General features: G+C 63.2%; 19 protein-coding genes and 1 pseudogene. 17 read left to right on the forward strand and 3 right to left on the reverse strand.

The window, feature by feature from the left end:
• The 6 genes from HPA01S_RS02965 to HPA01S_RS02990 are packed head-to-tail and all read left to right on the forward strand — an operon-like array spanning position 1 to position 7,498.
• Complete coding sequence (locus tag HPA01S_RS02965; protein ID WP_066266446.1) at positions 1-1,530, forward strand: 3-hydroxyacyl-CoA dehydrogenase; 1,530 nt, start codon at positions 1-3, stop codon at positions 1,528-1,530.
• Positions 1,527-2,378: an HTD2 family dehydratase gene (locus HPA01S_RS02970; RefSeq protein ID WP_066266448.1), complete on the forward strand. Its 852-nt coding sequence runs from the start codon at positions 1,527-1,529 to the stop codon at positions 2,376-2,378. Before HPA01S_RS02965 ends, HPA01S_RS02970 begins: the two co-directional genes overlap by 4 nt.
• Positions 2,375-3,286 carry an HpcH/HpaI aldolase/citrate lyase family protein gene (locus tag HPA01S_RS02975; protein ID WP_066266450.1) on the forward strand — a complete coding sequence of 304 codons (912 nt, stop codon included), beginning with the start codon at positions 2,375-2,377 and terminating at the stop codon, positions 3,284-3,286. The genes HPA01S_RS02970 and HPA01S_RS02975 overlap by 4 nt, the downstream gene beginning before the upstream one ends.
• Positions 3,283-4,611, forward strand: coding sequence for a phytoene desaturase family protein (locus HPA01S_RS02980; RefSeq protein WP_066266451.1), 1,329 nt, complete (start codon positions 3,283-3,285; stop codon positions 4,609-4,611). The genes HPA01S_RS02975 and HPA01S_RS02980 overlap by 4 nt, the downstream gene beginning before the upstream one ends.
• A complete protein-coding gene (locus HPA01S_RS02985) occupies positions 4,611-6,284 on the forward strand; it encodes an acyl-CoA dehydrogenase family protein (RefSeq protein WP_066266453.1) in 1,674 nt (557 codons plus the stop codon). Before HPA01S_RS02980 ends, HPA01S_RS02985 begins: the two co-directional genes overlap by 1 nt.
• Entirely contained in the window at positions 6,281-7,498 is a 1,218-nt protein-coding gene (locus HPA01S_RS02990) for a CoA transferase (RefSeq protein ID WP_066266455.1), read from the forward strand. The genes HPA01S_RS02985 and HPA01S_RS02990 overlap by 4 nt, the downstream gene beginning before the upstream one ends.
• A gap of 11 nt (positions 7,499-7,509) precedes the next feature.
• Here the strand turns inward: HPA01S_RS02990 and HPA01S_RS02995 are convergent, their stop codons facing one another.
• The gene (locus HPA01S_RS02995; protein ID WP_066266458.1) at positions 7,510-8,103 is read right to left on the reverse strand and encodes a TetR/AcrR family transcriptional regulator; all 594 of its coding nucleotides are present in this window, start codon (positions 8,101-8,103) and stop codon (positions 7,510-7,512) included.
• Positions 8,104-8,219: 116 nt separating this feature from the next.
• Between HPA01S_RS02995 and HPA01S_RS03000 the strand changes: the two genes are divergently transcribed.
• The 10 genes from HPA01S_RS03000 (at position 8,220) to HPA01S_RS03045 (ending at position 17,568) form a co-directional block, all read left to right on the forward strand.
• Positions 8,220-9,485, forward strand: a complete 1,266-nt coding sequence (locus tag HPA01S_RS03000; RefSeq protein WP_066266466.1) for an NAD(P)/FAD-dependent oxidoreductase — start codon at positions 8,220-8,222, stop codon at positions 9,483-9,485.
• 156 nt (positions 9,486-9,641) lie between these two features.
• On the forward strand, positions 9,642-10,433 hold the full coding sequence (locus HPA01S_RS03005) for an ABC transporter ATP-binding protein (protein WP_066266468.1): 792 nt from the start codon (positions 9,642-9,644) through the stop codon (positions 10,431-10,433).
• Complete coding sequence (locus HPA01S_RS03010) at positions 10,430-11,221, forward strand: ABC transporter ATP-binding protein (RefSeq protein ID WP_066266470.1); 792 nt, start codon at positions 10,430-10,432, stop codon at positions 11,219-11,221. Before HPA01S_RS03005 ends, HPA01S_RS03010 begins: the two co-directional genes overlap by 4 nt.
• Positions 11,214-13,082, forward strand: coding sequence for an AMP-dependent synthetase/ligase (locus HPA01S_RS03015; RefSeq protein ID WP_066266473.1), 1,869 nt, complete (start codon positions 11,214-11,216; stop codon positions 13,080-13,082). Before HPA01S_RS03010 ends, HPA01S_RS03015 begins: the two co-directional genes overlap by 8 nt.
• Positions 13,082-13,954 (forward strand): branched-chain amino acid ABC transporter permease, encoded by an 873-nt coding sequence (locus HPA01S_RS03020; protein ID WP_066266476.1) that lies wholly within the window; start codon positions 13,082-13,084, stop codon positions 13,952-13,954. Before HPA01S_RS03015 ends, HPA01S_RS03020 begins: the two co-directional genes overlap by 1 nt.
• A complete protein-coding gene (locus tag HPA01S_RS03025) occupies positions 13,954-15,000 on the forward strand; it encodes a branched-chain amino acid ABC transporter permease (protein WP_066266479.1) in 1,047 nt (348 codons plus the stop codon). Before HPA01S_RS03020 ends, HPA01S_RS03025 begins: the two co-directional genes overlap by 1 nt.
• Before the next feature lie 54 nt (positions 15,001-15,054).
• Entirely contained in the window at positions 15,055-16,236 is a 1,182-nt protein-coding gene (locus HPA01S_RS03030) for an ABC transporter substrate-binding protein (RefSeq protein ID WP_084360419.1), read from the forward strand.
• 32 nt (positions 16,237-16,268) lie between these two features.
• Positions 16,269-16,721 carry a nuclear transport factor 2 family protein gene (locus HPA01S_RS03035; RefSeq protein ID WP_066266483.1) on the forward strand — a complete coding sequence of 151 codons (453 nt, stop codon included), beginning with the start codon at positions 16,269-16,271 and terminating at the stop codon, positions 16,719-16,721.
• Positions 16,722-16,728: 7 nt separating this feature from the next.
• Positions 16,729-17,151, forward strand: a complete 423-nt coding sequence (locus HPA01S_RS03040) for a nuclear transport factor 2 family protein (RefSeq protein WP_066266485.1) — start codon at positions 16,729-16,731, stop codon at positions 17,149-17,151.
• A gap of 18 nt (positions 17,152-17,169) precedes the next feature.
• The gene (locus tag HPA01S_RS03045) at positions 17,170-17,568 is read left to right on the forward strand and encodes a nuclear transport factor 2 family protein (RefSeq protein ID WP_066266488.1); all 399 of its coding nucleotides are present in this window, start codon (positions 17,170-17,172) and stop codon (positions 17,566-17,568) included.
• A 12-nt stretch (positions 17,569-17,580) separates the two neighbouring features.
• Here the strand turns inward: HPA01S_RS03045 and HPA01S_RS03050 are convergent, their stop codons facing one another.
• Both HPA01S_RS03050 and HPA01S_RS22520 read right to left on the reverse strand, forming a co-directional pair.
• Positions 17,581-18,516 carry an MBL fold metallo-hydrolase gene (locus HPA01S_RS03050; RefSeq protein WP_157084880.1) on the reverse strand — a complete coding sequence of 312 codons (936 nt, stop codon included), beginning with the start codon at positions 18,514-18,516 and terminating at the stop codon, positions 17,581-17,583.
• Positions 18,517-18,613: 97 nt separating this feature from the next.
• Positions 18,614-18,781: pseudogene (locus HPA01S_RS22520) on the reverse strand (IS481 family transposase); the annotation flags it as partial.
• A 344-nt stretch (positions 18,782-19,125) separates the two neighbouring features.
• Between HPA01S_RS22520 and HPA01S_RS03055 the strand changes: the two are divergent.
• Complete coding sequence (locus HPA01S_RS03055) at positions 19,126-20,283, forward strand: ABC transporter substrate-binding protein (RefSeq protein WP_066266490.1); 1,158 nt, start codon at positions 19,126-19,128, stop codon at positions 20,281-20,283.
• Positions 20,284-20,355 lie beyond the last annotated feature (72 nt).

A 20,355-nucleotide genomic window follows, 5' to 3' on the forward strand; every position in this document is an offset into this window, starting at 1 on the left:
ATGACTACCCCCATCAACGTGAAGCCGCTCACCTTGGGCGTCGTGGGTGCTGGCGCCATGGGCCGTGGCATCGTGCAGCTGTTTGCGCAGGCGGGCCATCGCGTGCGCTGCTTCGACGCGGCGCCCGGTGCCGCCACCAAGGCGGTGGAATTCGCGCTCGGCATGATTGGCCGTGGCGTGGACAAGGGCCGGCTCAGTGCCGAAGCCTTCGAGGCGATCCGTGCGAACGTCGTGGCGTGTGCCGGGATGGGCGATCTGACCGGCTGCGACGTGGTGATCGAGGCCATCGTGGAAGACCTGGCCGTCAAGCGCCAGCTGTTTGGCGCGCTGGAAGAAGTGGTCGCCGAAGACACCGTGCTGGCGAGCAACACCTCCTCGCTCACCGTGGCCGACATCGCCGCCGCCTGCCGCCACCCGGCGCGCGTGGCCGGTCTGCATTTCTTCAACCCAGTGCCCTTGATGAAGGTGGCCGAAGTGATCGCCGCGCTGCGCACCTCGCCGCAGACGGTGCAGACCCTGAGCGATCTGGTCAACGGCGCCGGCCACCGCGCGGTGGTAACGGCGGACCAGCCGGGTTTTCTCGTCAATCACGCCGGGCGTGGCCTGTACACCGAGGGCCTGCGCGTGCTGGAAGAGCAGGCCGCGTCCCCGGCCGATGTGGACGACGTGCTGCGCGAAGCCGTGGGCTTTCGCATGGGCCCGTTCGAGCTGCTCGACCTCACCGGCCTGGACGTGTCGAGCAAGGTGATGGCCTCGATCTACGAACAGTTCCAGCATGAGCCGCGTTTCCGGCCATCGTCGCTGGTGGCGCCGCGCGTGGCGGCGGGCCTGTTCGGCCGCAAGACCGGCGAGGGCTGGTACACCTACGAGGGTGACACGCGGCGCGCCGCACCACCGCGCACCGTGCCACCGTTGTCCGCCGGCCTGTCCGTGTGGGTGGATCCGCAGGCCAGTGGCCGCGCGGCCTTGGCCGAACTGATGGACAGCGCGGGCGTCGCGCTCACCGATGACGCGGCGCGCGCGGACGTGTGCTTCGTGCAGCCCTGGGGCGGTGACGCCAGCCACGCTGCCGCCAGCCTCGGTCTGGATGCCACGCGCACCGTGGCGCTCGACCCGATGGTGCCGCTGGCCTTGCGGCGCACGCTCATGCTCACCGCGCTCACCTCGGCCGCTGCACGCGACAGTGCCTGGGCGCTGCTGGCGGCCGACGGTGTGGCGGTCACCGTCATCAACGACAGCCCCGGCTTCATCGCGCAACGCGTGCTGGCCACCATCGTCAACATCGCGGCGCAGATTGCGCAGCGCGGTATCGCCAGCGTGGCCGACATCGAGGACGCGGTGAAACTCGGTCTGGGCTACCCGCACGGCCCGTTGGCCTGGGGCGACCGCATCGGCGGTGCGCGCATCCTGGAGATCCTGCGCACCCTGCAAGCGCAGACCGGCGACCCACGCTACCGACCCAGCCCCTGGCTGGTGCGGCGCGTGGCGCTGGGCGTGTCTTTGCTCACGCCCGAGGCAGCGCGCGCATGACAACAACCATCAACATCGAACATCTTCGCGAGTGGGTCGGCCGCGAGCAGCTGGCCGAGCAGACGCTGGAGCCCTTTCCCTCCGCGGCCCTGAGCGGCCTGCTCGACCGCGCCGCGCCACCCACCGTGGGCGAGGCGCTGCCGCTGCCCTGGCACTGGCTGTATTTCCTGGAGACGCCCGCGCGCGCCGCCACCGGCGTGGACGGCCACCCCCTGCGCGGCGGCTTCCTGCCGCCGGTGCCGCTGCCGCGCCGCATGTGGGCCGCCGGCACCGTGCAGTGCGATGCGCCGCTGCGCCTGGGCGCCGTCGCGCGCAAACGCTCCACCGTGCGCAGCGTCGACCTGAAGGAAGGGCGCAGCGGCCCGCTGGTGTTCGTCACCGTGGACCACCTGCTGGAGCAGGACGGCCGCAGCTGCATCCGCGAAGAGCAGAACATCGTCTACCGCGAGGCCGCCACCGCACCCGCGCCCCTGCCACCGGGGAAGAAGGCCGCTCAAGCCGCGCAATGGACGGCCACGCTGCAGCCCGATCCCGCGCTGCTGTTCCGCTTCTCCGCGCTCACCTACAACGGCCACCGCATCCACTACGACCGCGACTACGCGGTGCATGAAGAGTTCTACCCCGCGCTGGTGGTGCACGGGCCTTTGCTGGCCACCGCGCTGCTCGACCTGTTGCAACGAGGCCGCCCCGGTGTACCGGTTCGCTCTTTCAGTTTTCGCGCGCTGCGCCCCGCGTTCGACACGGACACGCTGCAGCTCTGCGCCGCCGCCAACGGGGATGCGGTTGACCTCTGGACGCAGGATGCGTTGGGACAGGTCGGCATGACGGCTCGGGCCACGCTGGGATGAACGCCATGCACAACGACCCGATCTGGCGTTCCATGTTGTTCGTGCCCGCCGACGTGCCGCGCTTCGTTGATCGCGCCCACACGCGCGGCGCCGACGCCTGTGTGCTCGACCTTGAGGACAGCGTGCCGCTGGCGCAGAAGGCGCAGGCGCGCCACGCCGTGCCGGGAGCTGCCGCGGCCATTGCGGCGCGTGGCACGCCGGTGCTGGTGCGCGTGAACCAGCCCTGGGACATGGCCGCGCCCGACATCGACGCCGCCATTGGCCCATCGGTGAGCGCGCTGGTGCTGCCCAAGGTGAACGATGCCGCCACCGTGCGTCAGGTGGCGCGCCGCATCGACGGCCTGGAGGCGCAGCGCGGCCTGCCCGCCGGGCACACGCGGCTGATCGCGCTGATCGAGGACGTGATGGCCCTGCCCGAGCTCGACGCCATCGCGCGTTGCACGCCGCGCATGCTCGGCATGATGCTCGGCCCCGAGGACTTTTCCGCCTCCGCCGGCATGACGCCGGTGCGCGAGGCGCTGATGCTGCCGAACCAACTGGTGCTGTTCGCCTGCCGGCGCGCCGGCATCCTTCCGTTCGGATTTCCCGGCTCCATTGCCGACTACGGCGATACCGACGCCTTCGCGCAGACCATCCGCCTGGCGCGTCAGCTTGGCTTCGTGGGCGGGCTGTGCATTCATCCCGCGCAGGTGGCGGTGATGAACGTCGGCTTCTCGCCCTCGGCCGAGGACCTTGAAAACGCACGTGGTGCCGTCGAGGCCTTCGAGGCCGCCGCGCGCGAGGGCCGAGGTGCGGCCGAGTACCGCTCGAAGATGGTCGATCTGCCGGTGGTGCTGCGTGCGCGGGAAACCCTGCGCCGCGCCACCACCACCGCCGCCCTTTCCACCCAACAGGAGACAAACCCATGAATACAACAACAACCCCTGCCGTGTACGACGCGGTCGTGATCGGCGCCGGCGCCGGTGGCCTCAGCGCGGCAGCGCGCCTGGTGGCCGTTGGCCGCAAGGTGCTGGTCGTCGAGAGTCTGGACCGCGTGGGCGGCCGCGCCTCCAGTGAACAGATCGACGGCTTCACCGTCAACATCGGCGCCATCGCCATCGAGCTGGGCGGCGTTTTCGAGGAGACTTTCAACCTGCTCAATGTGCCGCTGGACGTGCGCGAGCCGAGCCCGGCCACGGTGTTCCGCATCGACGGCAAGGTGATCAATGTCGCCAAGGGCGGCTGGGGCATGCTGCTGGGCACCTTCACCAAACAGGCCGCCAAGATCGGCACCAAGTTTGCCGACGCCCGCGCAGGCGACTTGCCCGAGGCCAAGATGACCACCAAGGAGTGGCTGGCGCAGTACACCAAGAACGACACCGTGCACGCGATCTTTCGCAACCTGTGTGCGGCAATCTTCGCGGCCAATGCCGATGAGGTGCCCGCACGCGCATTCCTCACGTATTTCGCGGTCAAGGGCGCGTTCAAGCGTTTTGGCTTCTGCCCGCGCGGCACGGTAGGCTTGTGGAACGACCTGGCCGACGGCATCCGCAAAGCCGGCGGCGAGATCTGGCTCGGCGCACCGGTGTCGGAGCTGCACACGCAAGCGGGTGCTGCCACTGGCGTGACCGTGATGAAAGACGGCGTGGCCACGCGGGTGCACGCGCGAACGGTGATCAGCAACATCGGCCCGCGCGCCACGGTCGACTTGCCTGGCGGCGAAGCCTTCGGCGCCGAGTACATCCAGCAGGCGCACGGCGTGCCGCAGCCCTCCGCAAACATCGTCATCAACTTCGCGACCCAGAAACGCCTGATCGACGTACCCGGCCTGGTCACTTTCGGCAAGACGCGCCGCCTGTGCAACATGGGCGAACTCACGGCCACCTGCCCCGAACTCGCACCCGCTGGCTGGTACCAGTACGTGGCCTATGCGGTGCCCATTCCCGCCATCGGGCCGTTCGACGAGAAGACCGAAATCGAGGCCGGTCTGCAGGATCTGCGCGATGAATTCCCCGGCTTCGACCAAGCGAAGATGCTGTCGGTGCGCGTGATGCGCGACGGTTGGCCGGCCCAGCGTTCCTGCGCCGGTTTCGACATGCCGCAGACCACACCGCTGGTCAACCTGTGGCACGTGGGCGATGCGGTGAAAGACTATGGCGACGGCGGCACTCAGGCCTGCGCCTACACCGGCCGCGAGGCCGCGCGCCAGGCCGAAGCCCATCTGAACGCCGCGCCTTTGGAGGTGGTGGCGTAATGGATGCAGGGCTGACGCAGCAGGTAGACCACGCACGGGTGCTGCTGGCGCGGCTGCGCCCGCTGTTTGAAGGCAGCGTCGCGGCGCTGGCGCAGGCATGCGCCCCCAATGAAAAGCTGGACGGTGCGCTTCTCGATGAGCAACAGGTGGCAACCTTCGAGATCGCCTGGGCCAGCGCCGACCTGCTTGCCGCTGAGACCGCGCTTGCGCGGCTCGGTGCCGCCAGCGATGCGCTGCAGTCGCGGCTGGCGCTGATCTTCGCGGTAGATGCCATCACCGCGTTGTTGCCGCGCCTGGAGGCGCTGTACATTGAACTCGGACTGCCGTTGTGGCCCCTGCAGAACCTGGGTGCCGATGCCGCCTGGGCGACGCTGCGCAGCGCTGCCTGCGGAGCGCAGGCGCTCACCGCGGCCGGCCGTGCGCTGGTGGCGGCCGGTGACGGGGTGGAACTGGGCAGCGTGGTGCTCGACGATTCGGTGGCGATGGCGCAGGACGCGTTCCGCCGCTTTGCCGCCGACGTGGTGGCGCCGCAGGCCGAGGCGATTCACCGGCACGACGAAACCGTGCCCGAATCGCTGCTGCAGCCGATGCGGGAGATGGGCGTGTTCGGCCTCTCGATTCCGGAAGCGCACGGCGGCACCGGTCCCAACGAAGGTGAAGACGCGACCATGATGGTGGTCGTGACCGAAGCGCTGTCCGAGGCCTCGCTGGCCGCAGCCGGCAGCCTGATCACCCGCCCCGAAATTCTGAGCCGCGCACTCATCAGCGGTGGCACGGACGAACAGAAAGCCACCTGGCTGCCGCGCATCGCGGCGGGCGACCCCTTGTGTGCCATCGCCATCACCGAACCCGACTACGGCTCGGATGTGGCCAGCCTGGCGCTCAAAGGCACGCGCACCGAAGGCGGCTGGCTGCTCAACGGCGCCAAGACCTGGTGCACCTTCGCCGGCAAGGCCGGGCTTTTGATGGTGGTCACTCGCACCGACCCTGACCGCTCCACCGGGTACCGGGGGCTGAGCGTGCTGCTGGTTGAGAAGCCTTCGTACGATGGCCACGCCTTCGACTTCCAGCAAGCACAAGGCGGCCGCTTGAGTGGCAAGGCGATTCCCACCATCGGGTATCGCGGCATGCACTCGTTCGATCTGGCCTTCGACAACTTCTTCGTGCCCGACGCCAACGTGATCGGTGGCGCCGAGGGGCTCGGCAAGGGCTTCTACTTCACCATGGCCGGCATGGTGGGCGGACGCATGCAGACCTCGGCCCGCGCCTGCGGTGTGATGCGTGCAGCGCTGCGCGCCTCGATGCGCTACACCGCCGACCGCAAGGTGTTCGGTGCGCCGCTGCAGGATTACGCGCTCACGCTCGCCAGGCTCTCGCGCATGGCCGCACGCCTGGCGGCCTGCCGCACGCTGGCTTATGCGATCGCCGAACAACTCAACGCCGGTGGCGGACGCATGGAGGCCAGTCTGGTCAAGCTGCTGGCTTGCCGCTCCGCCGAGATGGTGACCCGCGACGCCCTGCAGTTGCACGGCGGCATGGGCTATGCCGAAGAGAGCGCGGTGAGCCGATACTTCGTCGACGCGCGCGTGCTCTCGATCTTCGAGGGCGCGGAAGAAACCCTGGCCCTCAAGGTCATCGGTCGCAGCCTGCTGGAAGACGCACTCTCACCATGAAATCCATTCTCTCCGGCATGCGGGTCATCGAAGCAGCCGCTTTCGTGGCCGCGCCCCTGGGCGGCATGACGCTGGCACAGATGGGCGCCGACGTGATCCGCATCGACGCGCTCGGCGGCGGCCTGGACCACAAACGCTGGCCGGTGACCAAGGACGATGTCAGCCTGTTCTGGTGCGGCCTCAACAAGTCCAAGCGCTCGGTGGCGCTGGACCTGAGCCAACCCGAAGCGCGCGAGATCGCCATGGCGCTCATCACCGCACCAGGGGAAGACGCGGGCATGCTGCTGACGAACTTCCCCGCGCGTGGCTGGCTCGACCACGACAAGCTCAAGGCGCGGCGCAACGATTTGATCCAGCTCACCGTGCAGGGCGACCGGCACGGTGGCTCGGCGGTGGACTACACCATCAACTCGCGTGTCGGCATTCCGTACATCACGGGCGATGAACGGGGTGCAGCCACCCACGAAGCGGTGAACCATGTGTTGCCGGCATGGGACCTCGTCACCGGCCAGATGGCGGCCGTCGGCCTGCTGGCCGCAGAACGCCATCGCTTGAAAACGGGGCAGGGCCAGCACGTGAAGCTGCCGCTCGAAGACGTGGCCCTGGCCACGGTCAGTCACCTGGGGTTGATCGCCGAGGCCCAATTGGGGCAGCAGCGCGAGCGCCATGGCAACGAACTCTTCGGTGCTTTCGGCCGCGACTTCACGACATCCGACGGTGAGCGCCTGATCGTCGTGGGCCTGACGCTCAAGCAATGGCAGTCGATCTGCGAGGCGATGGACTTGACGGACGCGGTGCAGGCGCTGGGCGAGCGGCTGGGATTGAACCTCGATCTGGAGGGCCATCGTTTCCAGGCGCGCAAGGAACTCGGCGCCTTGGTGAGGGCATGGATGGACCGGCACACGTTTGAGCAAGCGGCCGCGGCGCTGACGAAGCAGGGCGCCTGCTGGGGGCGCTATCAGACGCTCACGCAACTGGTGACGCAGGACGAGGCCTGCTCCACCGCCAACCCGATGTTCCGCACCATCGACCAGCCGGGCGTCGGCCCGTACCTGGCCGCGGCGCTGCCGCTGAATTTCTCGGCCATGGAACGCATCCCGGCGAGCGTGGCGCCCACGCTGGGCCAGCACACAGGCGAGGTGCTGTTCGAGTTGCTGGGCGTGACACAGGCGCAGTACGGCGCGATGTGCGATCGGGGTGTGGTCGGGCGATAAATGGAGCGTCCTCAACCGCGCCGAAAGCCGTCGAGGAACAGGTCGGAAATGCGCTCGGCCAGTTCTGCAGGCGAGATCGCACCGGTCTTCTCATACCAGGTGAAGGTCCAGATCACCATGCCGAACAACAGCAAGGCGTAAGCCGAGTTCACTTTCGCCTGGGCCATGCGCTCGGGGTTGATCTCGCGCAGCAGGGAGACCATCAGGCTCATCAGCTCCTGCTCCAGCTTGCGCACATCCTCGCGCTGACCCGGGGGCAGGAACTTGATGTCGTTCATCAGCACCAGGTGGTGGTTGCGCGACTTGGCGCCCTCCTGCACGAAGGCCCCCACGAAGCGGTTGAAGCGTTCGCCCGGGGGCGTGGGCTCGTTCACGATGGCCGTCAATACCGCGACCTGCTCGGTGATGTGCTCTTTGACGATCACGTACAGCAGATCTTCCTTGCTCGCGAAGTAGTGGTACAGGTGCGATTTGGAGGCGCCGCATGCGGCGGCGACGTCGCTCATGGTGGCGGCGTCGAAACCCTTTTGCGCAATGAGCGCGACCGCGCTGTCCAGAATGACTTGCTTCTTGAACTCGTAGTCATTGGCTCGCACGCGCGTCATCGAGAAATTCCCCCGCGTCCGGAGTTGCCCTGTTGCATGTCTTGCGTTTCCCTTCTATATTAGACCGACGAGACGGACTATAGGTCTCGACGCCCCACATCCGACATAGGGAAAGCATGGATACCCCAGAGACATTGCTGGTCATCGGTGCAGGTCACGCAGGCGTCGAGTTGGCCTTCTCGGCGCGCCAGCAGGGCTGGGCCGGCCCCATCGTGCTGCTCGGTGAAGAGCCCCACCTGCCGTACCACCGACCACCACTTTCCAAGGCCTTTCTGTGCGGCACCTCCGACGTGGACTCGCTCGCGCTGCGCCAGGCTACCGCGTTCGATGCGTCGAACATTCACTTGCAGCTGGGTGTGCGCGTGCGCGCCATCGACCGCGCTGCGCACGAGGTGCTGCTCGACGACGGCGCTTCCCAGTCCTATGCGAAGCTGGCGTTGTGCACCGGCGGTCGTGCGCGGTTACTCGCGGTACCGGGCATGGAAGGGGCGGCACCGCCGAACCTGTTCAGCCTGCGCACGCAAGCCGATGCGCTCGCCATCGCGGGCAGCTTGAGCGAGGGTGCGCGCGTGGTCATCATTGGCGCGGGCTATGTGGGCCTGGAGGTGGCGGCGTCAGCGCGCAAGCTGGGCGCGCAGGTGACGGTGCTCGAAACCCAGCCGCGCGTGCTGGCCCGCGTGACCGGAGCCGCGCTGTCCGCGTTCTACGAATCGGTGCACCGCGAGGCGGGTGTCGATGTGCGCACAAATGCCTCGGTGGCGGCGATCGAGCGCGATGCCACCGGCGCTGCCAATGCCGTGCTCTGCGGCAACGGTGAGCGCCTGCCCGCCGACGTGGTGATCGTCGGCATCGGCATGCTGGCCGATACCGAGCTCGCCGTTGCCGCGGGCCTGCGGGTGGAGGGCGGCATCGTGGTGGACGAACACTCGGTCACGTCGGACCCCGACATTGTTGCCGCCGGCGACTGCACCGTGCACGACAGTGCGTTGTATGGGCGCCGCGTGCGGCTCGAGTCGGTGCCCAATGCGCTGGAGCAGGCGCGCGCTGCGGCCGGGTGGCTGTGTGGCAAACCACGGCCGAACCACGCTGTGCCTTGGTTCTGGTCCGACCAGTACGACCTCAAGCTGCAGATGGCCGGTCTAGCCGATGGGCACGACACCTGCGTGGTGCGTGGCGCGATCGCCGACCGCAGCTTCTGTGCGTTCTACCTGCGCGAAGGCCGCCTGATCGCGGTGGATGCCGTGAACCGCCCGGCCGACTTCATGCTGGCCAAGAGGGCCGTAGCCGCGCGAGTGGAGGTCGATCCTGGCATGTTGTCGGAACTTGCCATTCCTCTTGCAGAAACGCTCAGCACGAATGCTTTGACCAAGGGTAATTCCTAAGTAGACAGGGCTATACGCGTTGGATAATCACTCAATTATTAGACCGACGGGACGGTCTAATAATTGAGTGAAAACGAACGGTACATCCTGGCTGTCGAGATCGATACGGAACCGAATTTCCAGACCATGCATAGACCCGAATCCAGTGCGCCACCCATGCTGGCGCTACAAAACATAAAAGTCGTCTACGGCGGCGCTATCGAGGCCGTTCGTGACGTGTCACTCACGGTGCCATCTGGTCAGATCGTCGCATTGCTGGGCTCCAACGGAGCGGGGAAGTCAACAGTCCTCAAGGCAATTTCGGCGATTCTCGATGCGGAAGACGGTGAGATTGCCAAGGGCGAGATCGTCTTTGGCGGGAGCGCCGTCACCAAGTCGTCCGCAGATCAGATGGTGCGGTCCGGCGTTGTGCAGGTGCCAGAGGGCCGCAAGCTCTTTCCTTCACTCACGGTCGACGAGAACCTCACCGTTGGTGCGCATTTGCAGGAAAAGGCCTCAGCAGAAGAAACGCGGGCTTATGTGTTCAGCCTGTTCCCGTGCTTGGCTGAGCGCCGGACTCAAATTGCTGGCTATCTGTCGGGTGGCGAGCAGCAAATGGTCGCTATCGGACGCGCGTTGATGAGCAAGCCGAAGCTCCTGGCCCTCGACGAGCCATCTCTGGGTCTCGCTCCCAAAGTGGTTGCAGAAATCTTCGCTGCCATTCAAAAGTTGCGCGAAGAGCGCGGGTTGACCATCCTGCTTGTGGAGCAAAACGCGAGCTTGGCACTGACGGTTTCCCACTATGCCTACATCATGGAAAACGGCCGCGTCGTGTTGGACGGTTCTTCGGCGTCGCTGAAGAAAAACCCGGACGTCCAGCAGTTCTACCTCGGCATCAATGCGGACCAAGGCCGCATGAGCATGCGTGACATCAAGCACTACAAGCGCCGCAAGAGGTGGCTGTCATGACCATCTCCACCCATCCCATCCTGGACGTCAAGCAGGTCTCAAAATCGTTTCGTGGTCTGAAGGCCGTGAACGGTGTGTCGCTCAAGATGCTGCCTGGCCAGATATGCAGCGTCATCGGACCAAACGGGGCCGGCAAGACCACCTTGTTCAACCTGATCAGCGGCATTCTTCCGCACGACGAAGGCCACATTGATTTCAACGGTGCCAGCACGTCGGGCTTGCGCACGTCGCAGTTCGCCAGCCTGGGCATTGGCCGCACCTTTCAGAACCTGGCGCTCTTCAAGCACGGCACCGTGGTGGAAAACCTCTTGATCGGCCGTCACATCCATCTTCGAAGCTCGGTGCTGGAGTCGCTGTTCTATCTGGGTCGACCCGCAAAGGAAGAGATCGCCGCGCGCGAGAAGGTCGAGCAGATCATCGAATTTCTGGAGATCGAGGAGCTGCGCGACAAGACCGTCTCCACGCTTTCGTATGGTCAACAGAAACGTGTGGAACTTGGCCGAGCGCTCGCCTGTGAGCCCAAGCTGCTCCTCCTGGATGAAATCGTGGCGGGGATGAACCGCGAGGAAAAAGAAGACATCGCGCGTTTCACGCTGGACATTCGGGACGAGTTTGGCATGGCGGTCTTGATGATCGAACACGATATGCAGGTGGTCATGGATCTGTCGGACTACATCTATGTGTTGAACTTCGGCACCTTGATTGCAGAAGGAACACCAGCGCAAGTGGCCGCAAACCCAGCGGTTCTTCAGGCGTATCTGGGCGATCAGGGGGGCGGGCATGTTTGAAGAACACATGACGCCCGAAGCGCTGATCAGAGGCGACTGCACCATCCCGGCGGTGCTGGCCCACTGGGCCAGTGTGAAGGGAAACGTCACTGCCTTGCGGGAGAAGAAGTTCGGCATCTGGCAATGTGTGACGTGGGCTGAATACCATGATCGTTCACAGCTGGTTGCCCTGGGATTGCAAAAGCTCGGTCTCAAGCGTGGCGACCGCATCGTCATCGCGAGCGAGGACACGCAGGAATGGCTGTACGCGGATGTGGGTGCGCAAATGCTGGGCCTTGAAACAGTTGGGATATACCCAACCAACCCGTGGCCCGAGCTGCAATACATCACGCGGCATTGCGGTGCACGTGTCGCCATCTGCGGTGACCAGGAGCAGGTCGACAAGGTCCTGGAAGCCGTCGCCCAGAACGACGGGCTGCCGGACCTGAAGCACGTCTTCTGTGTCGACATGAAAGGCCTGCGGAACTACGAGCCTGGCAAACCAGCCAGCTTTGCAAGCTTGATGCAATTGGGACGAGACGCACTGATTGAAGACCCTCAGGCTGGTGTTCGCCTTCAGGCATCGATCAAGGACCTGTCTCCCGACGAGATCGCCATTCTTGTGTACACCTCTGGCACAACGGGGCCACCGAAGGGCGCACGCCTTTCGCACAGGAACTTCATCTACTCTGCGTACGCCTATGCCGAAGCGGTCGGCATGCTGAACCGGCCGTACGAGTCCGTGTGCTACTTGCCGCTCTGCCATGCGGCTGAGCGGTGCTACGGGATGATCATGCACTTGGTCCTGGGTGGTCGAATGAACTTCGCCGAATCCATCGACACCGTCTCGTACAACATCCGCGAAATAGCGCCCACCTTCTTCCTGGGTGTACCGAGAATCTGGGAGAAGCTGCAGCAAAACTTCACCTTCCGAATCGGCGAAGCGGGCTGGTTGCAACGAAAGACGTTTGCTTGGGGGATGCGCCGCGGGCGCGTGCTGTCCGATGCGAAGGCCGCGCGAGGCGGCACACGAACACCGCTCGAGACCATGGAATGGTGGCTGATCTACGTCGTGCTGTTTCGCAGCATGCAGCGTCACATGGGGCTCAATCGATCGCACAGTCGACTCTGCGGCGGGGCGGCGGTCTCGCCCGAAACCTTGCGGTTCTTCGAAATCATCGGGCTACCCGTCAGTCAGGGTTACGGCTTGACAGAGTCAGGAGGGCTTGCGTTCGCACAAAGGCAAGACAGACCTTGGGTCGCGGGCAACTGCGGGCCGGCCCTTCGTGGCAGTGAATGGAAGCTGGGTGACGACGGCGAGATTTTTATCCAGTCACCGGGCGTATTCCACGGCTATCTCAACGACCAGACTGCCACGGACAACGTGTTGTCGCGAGACAAGTGGCTGGCATCGGGCGACATTGTCGAAACGCGCGGCGACGAGATCGTCGTGGTGGACCGCAAGAAGGCCATCATCATCACGAGTGGCGGGAAGAACATTGCGCCGTCCGAAATTGAAAACGCGTTGAAGGACAGTCCTTACGTGCGTGAAGTCATCGTGGTCGGGGAAGGAAAGAATTTCCTGGGCGCGCTGATACAGATCGATTTCGAGACCGTGGGCCGTTGGGCCAGCGAGCGCGACATCGCATACACCACCTTCAAATCGCTCACCGCTGAACCGGCTGTGAAAGAGCTGATTGACGGCATCGTGACCGATGTGAATGGGCGGTTTTCCCGGGTCGAAAACATCCGCAAGTTCGTCCTTCTGGAGAAGGAGTTGGATCAGGATGACGGCGAACTGACCGCCACGCAGAAAGTACGCAGGGGCCTTGTGAACAAGAAGTTCGCCAAGGAACTCGTTCAGATCTACGGAGCAGCGTGATGCAGTACTTTCTGGAACTTGTCATCTCCGGCCTTGCGGTTGGGGCCATCTACGGCCTGATCGCGATGGCCTTCTCCGTCATCTACAAGGCCACAGGGATCGTCAACTTCGCCCAAGGTGAAATTGGCATGGTGGTCGCCTATTCGGCATGGACGGTGAGTACCACCTTCGGAACTGGCGCTTTCTCCGTGGCTATCGCTGCGATCCTGATCGGCATTGCTCTGGGGCTTCTGGTGGAGCGCCTGGTCATGAGACCCATGCTCGGAGAGCCTGTGTTCTCGGCGGTGTTGGTGACGGTGGGCCTGGCGGTTGTTCTCCGGTCCGTGGTCATGATCATCTGGGGCGCATCCCCACACCGACTGGACGTAGGGGAGGCTGATGCGGTCATTCGCGTGGCCGACATTGGCATCCGGGTGAGCCAGGTAATGGTCATCGTGATGCTGCTCGTGGCCATCGCGGGATCCTGGTTCTTCTTCAAGCACAGCCGCTTTGGTATCGCGATGCGCGCGGTGGCCGCAGATGAGAAGACCTCCAGGTTGATGGGCGTGTCCACCGCAAAAGTACAGGCCGTTGCTTGGGCTGCGTCGTCGGCGCTTGCGGGCATCGCTGGCGTGCTGTTCGCGATCATCTACAACCTGTCCCCCACGCTGTATGCGGTCGGTATGAAAGCGTTTCCCGCGACCGTGCTGGGCGGTTTTGATTCGGTCCTCGGATCTGGCGCCAGCGGTTTGATCATTGGCGTTTTCGAGAACCTTGTTGGAGGGTATGTGTCTTCGACGCTGAAAGAAGTTGCGGGCTTCCTGCTGATTCTGGTCGTGTTGATGGTTCGACCCTTCGGGCTGTTTGGCGAAAAAGAGATAGAGAGGGTCTGATGCGAAGCGGATTCTTCAAGGAACGGTTTGGAGAGCTCACGGCTCTCACAGACTCCAATCTGGTTCGAGGCTGGTCGATGGCTTTGGTTGTGGCGCTGATCGTCGCGCCCTATCTGTTGAGCGCATATCAGCTGTCGCACTTGACGGTGATCCTGTTCACGCTCGTTGGGGCGCTCGGACTGACAGTGCTCACAGGCTTCACCGGGCAGATCTCTTTGGGTCACGTGGGCTTCCTCGTGTTGGGTGCCTACTCCTATGCGATCGGAGTGACGCGGTTTGGCATGCCGCCGCTGCTGGCGCTGCTGATGTCGGCCATCGTCCCCGCACTCGCCGGACTGCTGGTCGGAATTCCTTCGTTGCGCCTCAAAGGGCTCTACCTGGCGATCACGACGCTGGCATTCTCATTCATCGTGAATGCAGCCATCATGGCCGGTGGTGACTTCACAGGCGCTGGTCGCGGCATCATGATTCAGCGCCCCGAGATTCTGGGTGTCAGCTTGCAGACCGACCAGGCGCTCTATTGGTTCTGCCTGCTGATTGCCGTGCTGGCCTTGTTCGCGACGCTGAATCTTCGCCGAACGCGGGCAGGGCGGGCCATGATTGCGATCCGCGACAACGACATCGCGGCGCAAGCCATGGGCATCAACCTCTGGCGCTACAAGCTGACGGCCTTTGTCATTGCTTCCGCCATGACCGGCATTGCAGGAGCGCTGATGGCGATGTATGTGAGTTTCGTCACCGTCGAGGGCTTCCCGTTTCTCTTGAGCATTGAAGCGCTGGCCATTCTTGTCGTGGGTGGTCTGGGCTCCGTGCTTGGGACCGTCTTGGGTACGGTTTTCATTGTGCTGTTGCCGGAAGTCACGACGGCGCTATTCAGCGTTGTCGGTGGGCGTCTCACGGATCTCATGACCACCAGCGCGCACGAAATCAAAAGCATGTTGTATGGGGTCGCAATCATCGCCTTCCTGCGACTGGATCCGCGTGGCCTGTACGGCATGTGGCACGACGTCCGTCATATGTGGACGTTCTGGCCATTGCGATATTGAAATGAAATCTTCGTTTGCAAGTTGGTGGCTTTGGCCAAACAAGGAGACAACCTCATGAAAAACACGCACACGCATTGGAAAAAGGCGAAGCTCGCCGCCGCCATTGCATCAATATCTCTTGTAGTTTCATCTGGCGCATGGGCGCAACAACAGGGAATTTCAAACACTGAAATCCTCATCGGGGACGTCATGCCCTTGACGGGGCCTCCCGCTGTCGCCGGCATGGCGCACAACTTGGGTGTGCGCCTGGCCATCGCGGAAGTGAATGCTGCCGGGGGCATCAATGGCCGCAAGGTGAGACTCATCACCGAAGACGACGGCTATGTGGCGTCACGAACAGTGCAGGCCGTGCGCAAGCTCGCCACCGTCGACAAGGTCTTTGCGATCACCACTGTGTCGGGTGCGAACCAGAGTATTGCTGCGTTGCCCGTCATTGAGCAGACGGGCGTTCTGACCTTCAATGTCATGGGGTTTGCAAAGCAATACTACGAGCCGTACAAGAAGAATACGTTTCAGATCGGGCAGGCATACGACGTTCTTATCGCAGACCTGACAACGTTCATGTCGAAGAAGTATCCCGGCAAGAAATGGGGCATCGTGTCGCAGGACGATGAGTCGGGCGAGTTGGTGCGTGAGGGTTTCGAGAGGGCGGTGAAGGCCAATGCACTGACCGTCGTATCCCGGCAAAAGTACGCCCGGGGACAGCAGGATTTTTCTTCGGAGATGACGAAGTTCAAACAGTCGGGTGGGGAGATCTTGATTGCCGGTGGCATTGTCAACGAGACCGTGGCGATGGTGAAGGAGCTCGAACGCATGGGCACCAAAGTGCCTACCGGTGGGTTCTATGTGGGGCGCTATCCCGCAACGCTTGAATTGATTGGCCCAGCAAGCGATGGGATCTACTACGCAGACTATGTGGAAGCGGAAACCGGGCCGAAAGGTGTGGCGTTTGTAGAGCGCGTCAAGAGTCTGGTGTCAGAAGAAGACTTCAAGAAGTTCAATCGTTTCACGTTGACGGGCTACGCCGGCACCAAGACGATATTTGAATCCATCCGCCGCTGCGGTGACAGCGTTACATGGGCTTGTGCCATTGACCAGCTGGAGAAGCTGCGCGATTTCGACACGGGCGTCATGGCGCCAATCTCGTTCAGTGCAACGTCCCACTACTCGGCGCAAAAGCCCATCATCATGCAGGGCGTCTACAGCACCCGTAGCTTCAAGCCAGCACAGCCTTGATCCATGTCCTATCTTCATTGAGGGGAAATTCCATGAGCGCTACCAGTGAAAAATCCAACATCGTGAGCTTCGATGACCCCAACTACATCGCCGCGTATGGTGCGGCCTGGAGTGACACCAACACTTTGCTGCAGTATTTCGCACCGGAGGGCCAATATATAGACAAGGCCTCGGGGGTGGTGATCCAGGGTCCCGACCAGATGAAGCGCTTCATGCGCGTCTACTTCGGGTTCTCGCCGGAATGCACCGTGAGGTTTACCAGCATCATCAAAGGCGCTGATGGATTCGCAGCCGAATGGGTGTGGGAAGGAAAGTACGACGGCCCCAAGGCCATGCGCTTTCACGACCGCATTTCACCGCAGGACGGATCGTCTTTCTCCGTGGATGGCGTCACGTATGCCAAGGTGAACAAAGAAGGAAAGATCCTCCAGCACATTGACTATTGGGATTCGGCGCTCTGGATCGCCAACTGGAAAAAATCCTGAGGGCAGCATGTTGCCGACCAAAGAAATCAGCAAGCTTTTGACGCAACGTTTCGCGGCGCATGAAACCGGTGATATCGCTCAGGTAATGCCGCTGTATAGCGAGGATGCCGAATACTGGGACACGAAGACAGGCACTGGCGTCAAGGGAAGGGCGGCACTGTCCGCGCATTTTTCCGCCTTCTTCGACCGCTTTTGCCTGCGCTTCGCCGTTCTTGAAGAACACCGCCTCGAGGCCCAGGACGCCGCCATCGTGCTTTGGGAGTGCGCGGTGCGCCGGCGACTGCACGATGGCTCACCCGGTGATCAAATCGTGATGCAGCGTGGCATGAACATCTGCGTCTTCAAGGACGGGGAGATTCGCCGCGATGAGTCCTACATGGATCTTGCGTCGCTCGACCAGTTGCTGGTGTCAACGGTCAACACCGCTTGAGCCGGAAGGAATTCGAGCATGCTGACAGACCAAGAAATCTTCAGCGCGACGCGCCGCTGTATTGATATGTGGAACACCCTCGACCTGGAGGCCACGCTCGACACTTACACCGACGACGTGATCTATTGCGACCCCAAGACGGGGAAGCGAATCATCGGCAAGGCCAACCTTCGCCGCTACTTGCGCAAGTTCTTTGAGCGCTGGGACATGCAGTTTGTGGTGACGGAGGAGTACCGCCTGGAAGGCCAGGATGGGCAGGCGGTCCTCTGGGATTGCGTCATCCAACGGCGCGAGGGTGGACCCTCCAGGCGGGTTCGCGGCATGGATATCTGCATGGTGCGCGGCAATCAGCTCTGTCGTGACGAGGCATACATGGAGACCACGGTGCTGGCAGACTTGATGAAGGTTCAGCTGTAGGAACAGGGGGGTTCAACTGGCGTGGAAAACGTGGTCCGTCTGATGCACCAGCTGGGCTGCCAACATCTCTTCGAGGTGTTGGGAAATCACCCGGGATTCCACGCTTGGGACAAACACATCGTTGAAATGGACCGGATAGACAAAACGCGCGGAAACGAGTTCTTGCAGCGTCGACGGGCGCTGGCGGATGGCGGCCAGAATGGCCTCGTGTCGCCTGTCGATGGCGCCGCGGAATTGGCTCAGCAGTGCCAGGAAACTGGCACGATCTGTCACGACGCCCTTGTGGTGTGAGGTGATCCACGCCTGCGCCGGCAGGCTTTCGATAGCTGCCAGGCTTCTCCGGAAATCCCCGAGGTTCGAGCAAGCGTCTCCGTAGTACGGGCCGAAGCTGGATAGATCTATGTCGCCAATGAAGGCGATGTCCAGAGGTTCAATCATCAGCACCGAGTGGCCTGCCGTGTGCCCCGGCATGTGGATTGCACGCACCTGAACGCCGCCAAGATCCCATGTTGTCTGGTCCGCGTAGCTCTGCGCATCGGGTCTTGGCATGTAGTGGAAGTCCGTTTGCGCCCTCGCCGCCATGGTGTGCGCAATGCCATCCGCGTAGCCATAGTGGCGGGCGAGCCCCTCCAGAGATCGAAGCGCGTTGATGTCACCTTCCGGTGCATAGACCGGTGTCTCGGGCAGGAGGTGAAGACCCGCCGTATGGTCCTCGTGCACGTGGCCCAGGATGACCATGTCTGCAGATGCCAGGACATCGGGGATTCGGTTGGACATCATGGGCGTGTCGAAAGCGGCTGTTGCGCTCCCTCGCACAAGCACTTGGTTGCCATCCGGAAATTTGCCGCATTTGTCACCCAGATGGATGTCCACGCAGCCAAGCCGGAGGCCATGCACTGGCATGCCATGTGTGTCAAAGAGCTGGAGCGGTTGCGGATGCAAGGTCATGACGGGGTTCTTCCACGTGGTTTTTCCGAGGTTGAATTGGGGTTCATGCGGATATGAGCCCCAAGTCTGCCCAATAAACAGGCTGACAAGTCGGAAACTCGACGATGAGCAAGGCCTTGGCTGCGTCGATGCGCATCGGGGAGCGTGCGGGTTTGGATGATGCCTCGGCAAGAGCCGCCTCGCCACTGCCCAGGTAGCGACCAAGCCACTGCCTGGCCGTTGGCGCAGCCACGCCGTGTGCGGCAGCAGCTCGTACGGCATCCATGATCTTTTCTCAGGGGTTCCTCACGGTGGACGGAGTTGCGGCAGTTCGTACCCGTCGCGGTTCAAAGATCGGGCCGTCAGTCGAAGAGGCCATCGCGGCCTGTCCGCTGAGCGTTCGCTCATGACTGGCTTGTGGACCCGGGGCCGGAGTCGCCTCCCATGCAGGCCTTGGGTGCCGGGATTTCGTGGCATCTCATCGGATCGGACGATTTCCCACGGCGTTTGGATTTTTATCATCGATTCGGCTATTGGCGTTGCAACGCTTCACAAGCAGTGCTTGTGTCATGACACGTGCCCCCGAGGACGCTGGTGACGGAGCTACCTCTCAACCAAAAAGGAGACAACATGAAACGGAAATTTGGCCAGTTCGCTGCGCTTGCGTTGCTGTGCGCGGGCGCGTGTACCGGGGTGAGCGCGCAGCAGGGCGTGAGCGACGCGGAAATTGTTCTCGGCGACATCCTGCCGCTGACCGGCCCGCCGGCGCTGTTGGGCGTGGCCCACAACCTGGGCGTGAAGGCAGCGGTTGCCGAAGCGAATGCCGCTGGTGGCATCAACGGGCGCAAGCTGCGGCTGATCTCCGAAGACGACGGCTATGTGCCTTCGCGCACGATCCAAGGTGTGCGCAAGCTGATCAACAGCGACAAGGTTTTTGCCCTGACATCGGTCTCCGGCACCGCGCAGGCGCAGGCTGCCATGCCGCTGATCCAGCAGACTGGCCTGCCGGCCATGGCACCCATCACCACCTACGAGGGCCTCTACAAGCCGGCCATCAAGAACGTGTTCGCCGTCGGCTACGACATGTCCAATGCCGTGGAGGAGCTGGTGGCCCGCATGGCCGACCGCTACCCCGGCAAGACGTGGGCGCTGATCTCGCAGGACGACGACTATGGCGAGAACGTACGCGAAGGCTTTGATCGCGCGGTCAAGGCGAAGAAGCTGCAGGTGGTCTCGACGCAGATCTACAAGAAGGGCCAGACCGATTTCTCGTCGGAGATCTTGAAGGTGAAGCAGGCGGGTGCAGAGGTGCTGATAGCCGGCGGCGTGCTCGGCGAGAACGTCACCATGGTGAAGGAGCTGGAACGCATCAACCACAAGATTCCCGTCGGCGTCACCTACGTGTCGCGCGTGCCCGCCAGCGCCAAGATGATGGGCGCGGCGGCCGAGAACGTCTACACGGTCGACTACGTGTACCTGGAAAGCTCGCCGCAAGGCAAAGCCTTCACCGAAAAGATCGGCAAATACCTGAGCCCCGAAGAGATGGCCAAGGTGAACCGCTACACCTACACCGGCTACGCCGCCACGCGCGCGCTGTTCGACGCCATCGGGCGTTGCGGCAAGGCGCTGACCTGGGATTGCACCAACGCCGAACTGGCCAAGGTGAGCAACCTGGAGACCGGCGCGATGACCCCGATCGGCTTTACCGCCACCAACCACCTGGCCGCGCCCAAGCTGTTCCTGCTCAAGGCAGACCCCGCCGCCGCGACCTACAAGTCGGTGGAGTAGTTCTCTCCCATGCGGCGGGGCAGTGCCCCGCTGCGTGGGTTTCACAGAGCCGCACGCTTTCGCGTCGGCTCT

This window comes from Hydrogenophaga palleronii NBRC 102513 (assembly GCF_001571225.1).
Taxonomy (GTDB): Bacteria; Pseudomonadota; Gammaproteobacteria; order Burkholderiales; family Burkholderiaceae_C; genus Hydrogenophaga; species Hydrogenophaga palleronii.

Excerpts from the sequence above, each read along its gene's own strand:
- HPA01S_RS03055 (WP_066266490.1), top strand. The coding sequence starts at position 19,126 with ATGAAACGGAAATTTGGCCAGTTCGCTGCGCTTGCGTTGCTGTGCGCG.
- HPA01S_RS03050 (WP_157084880.1), bottom strand. The coding sequence starts at position 18,516 with ATGACCTTGCATCCGCAACCGCTCCAGCTCTTTGACACACATGGCATG.
- HPA01S_RS02965 (WP_066266446.1), top strand. The coding sequence starts at position 1 with ATGACTACCCCCATCAACGTGAAGCCGCTCACCTTGGGCGTCGTGGGT.
- HPA01S_RS03020 (WP_066266476.1), top strand. The coding sequence starts at position 13,082 with ATGCAGTACTTTCTGGAACTTGTCATCTCCGGCCTTGCGGTTGGGGCC.
- HPA01S_RS03025 (WP_066266479.1), top strand. The coding sequence starts at position 13,954 with ATGCGAAGCGGATTCTTCAAGGAACGGTTTGGAGAGCTCACGGCTCTC.
- HPA01S_RS03015 (WP_066266473.1), top strand. The coding sequence starts at position 11,214 with ATGTTTGAAGAACACATGACGCCCGAAGCGCTGATCAGAGGCGACTGC.
- HPA01S_RS03030 (WP_084360419.1), top strand. The coding sequence starts at position 15,055 with ATGAAAAACACGCACACGCATTGGAAAAAGGCGAAGCTCGCCGCCGCC.
- HPA01S_RS03005 (WP_066266468.1), top strand. The coding sequence starts at position 9,642 with ATGCTGGCGCTACAAAACATAAAAGTCGTCTACGGCGGCGCTATCGAG.
- HPA01S_RS02980 (WP_066266451.1), top strand. The coding sequence starts at position 3,283 with ATGAATACAACAACAACCCCTGCCGTGTACGACGCGGTCGTGATCGGC.
- HPA01S_RS02975 (WP_066266450.1), top strand. The coding sequence starts at position 2,375 with ATGAACGCCATGCACAACGACCCGATCTGGCGTTCCATGTTGTTCGTG.
- HPA01S_RS02990 (WP_066266455.1), top strand. The coding sequence starts at position 6,281 with ATGAAATCCATTCTCTCCGGCATGCGGGTCATCGAAGCAGCCGCTTTC.
- HPA01S_RS03035 (WP_066266483.1), top strand. The coding sequence starts at position 16,269 with ATGAGCGCTACCAGTGAAAAATCCAACATCGTGAGCTTCGATGACCCC.
- HPA01S_RS02995 (WP_066266458.1), bottom strand. The coding sequence starts at position 8,103 with ATGACGCGCGTGCGAGCCAATGACTACGAGTTCAAGAAGCAAGTCATT.
- HPA01S_RS03040 (WP_066266485.1), top strand. The coding sequence starts at position 16,729 with ATGTTGCCGACCAAAGAAATCAGCAAGCTTTTGACGCAACGTTTCGCG.
- HPA01S_RS02970 (WP_066266448.1), top strand. The coding sequence starts at position 1,527 with ATGACAACAACCATCAACATCGAACATCTTCGCGAGTGGGTCGGCCGC.
- HPA01S_RS03000 (WP_066266466.1), top strand. The coding sequence starts at position 8,220 with ATGGATACCCCAGAGACATTGCTGGTCATCGGTGCAGGTCACGCAGGC.
- HPA01S_RS03010 (WP_066266470.1), top strand. The coding sequence starts at position 10,430 with ATGACCATCTCCACCCATCCCATCCTGGACGTCAAGCAGGTCTCAAAA.
- HPA01S_RS02985 (WP_066266453.1), top strand. The coding sequence starts at position 4,611 with ATGGATGCAGGGCTGACGCAGCAGGTAGACCACGCACGGGTGCTGCTG.
- HPA01S_RS03045 (WP_066266488.1), top strand. The coding sequence starts at position 17,170 with ATGCTGACAGACCAAGAAATCTTCAGCGCGACGCGCCGCTGTATTGAT.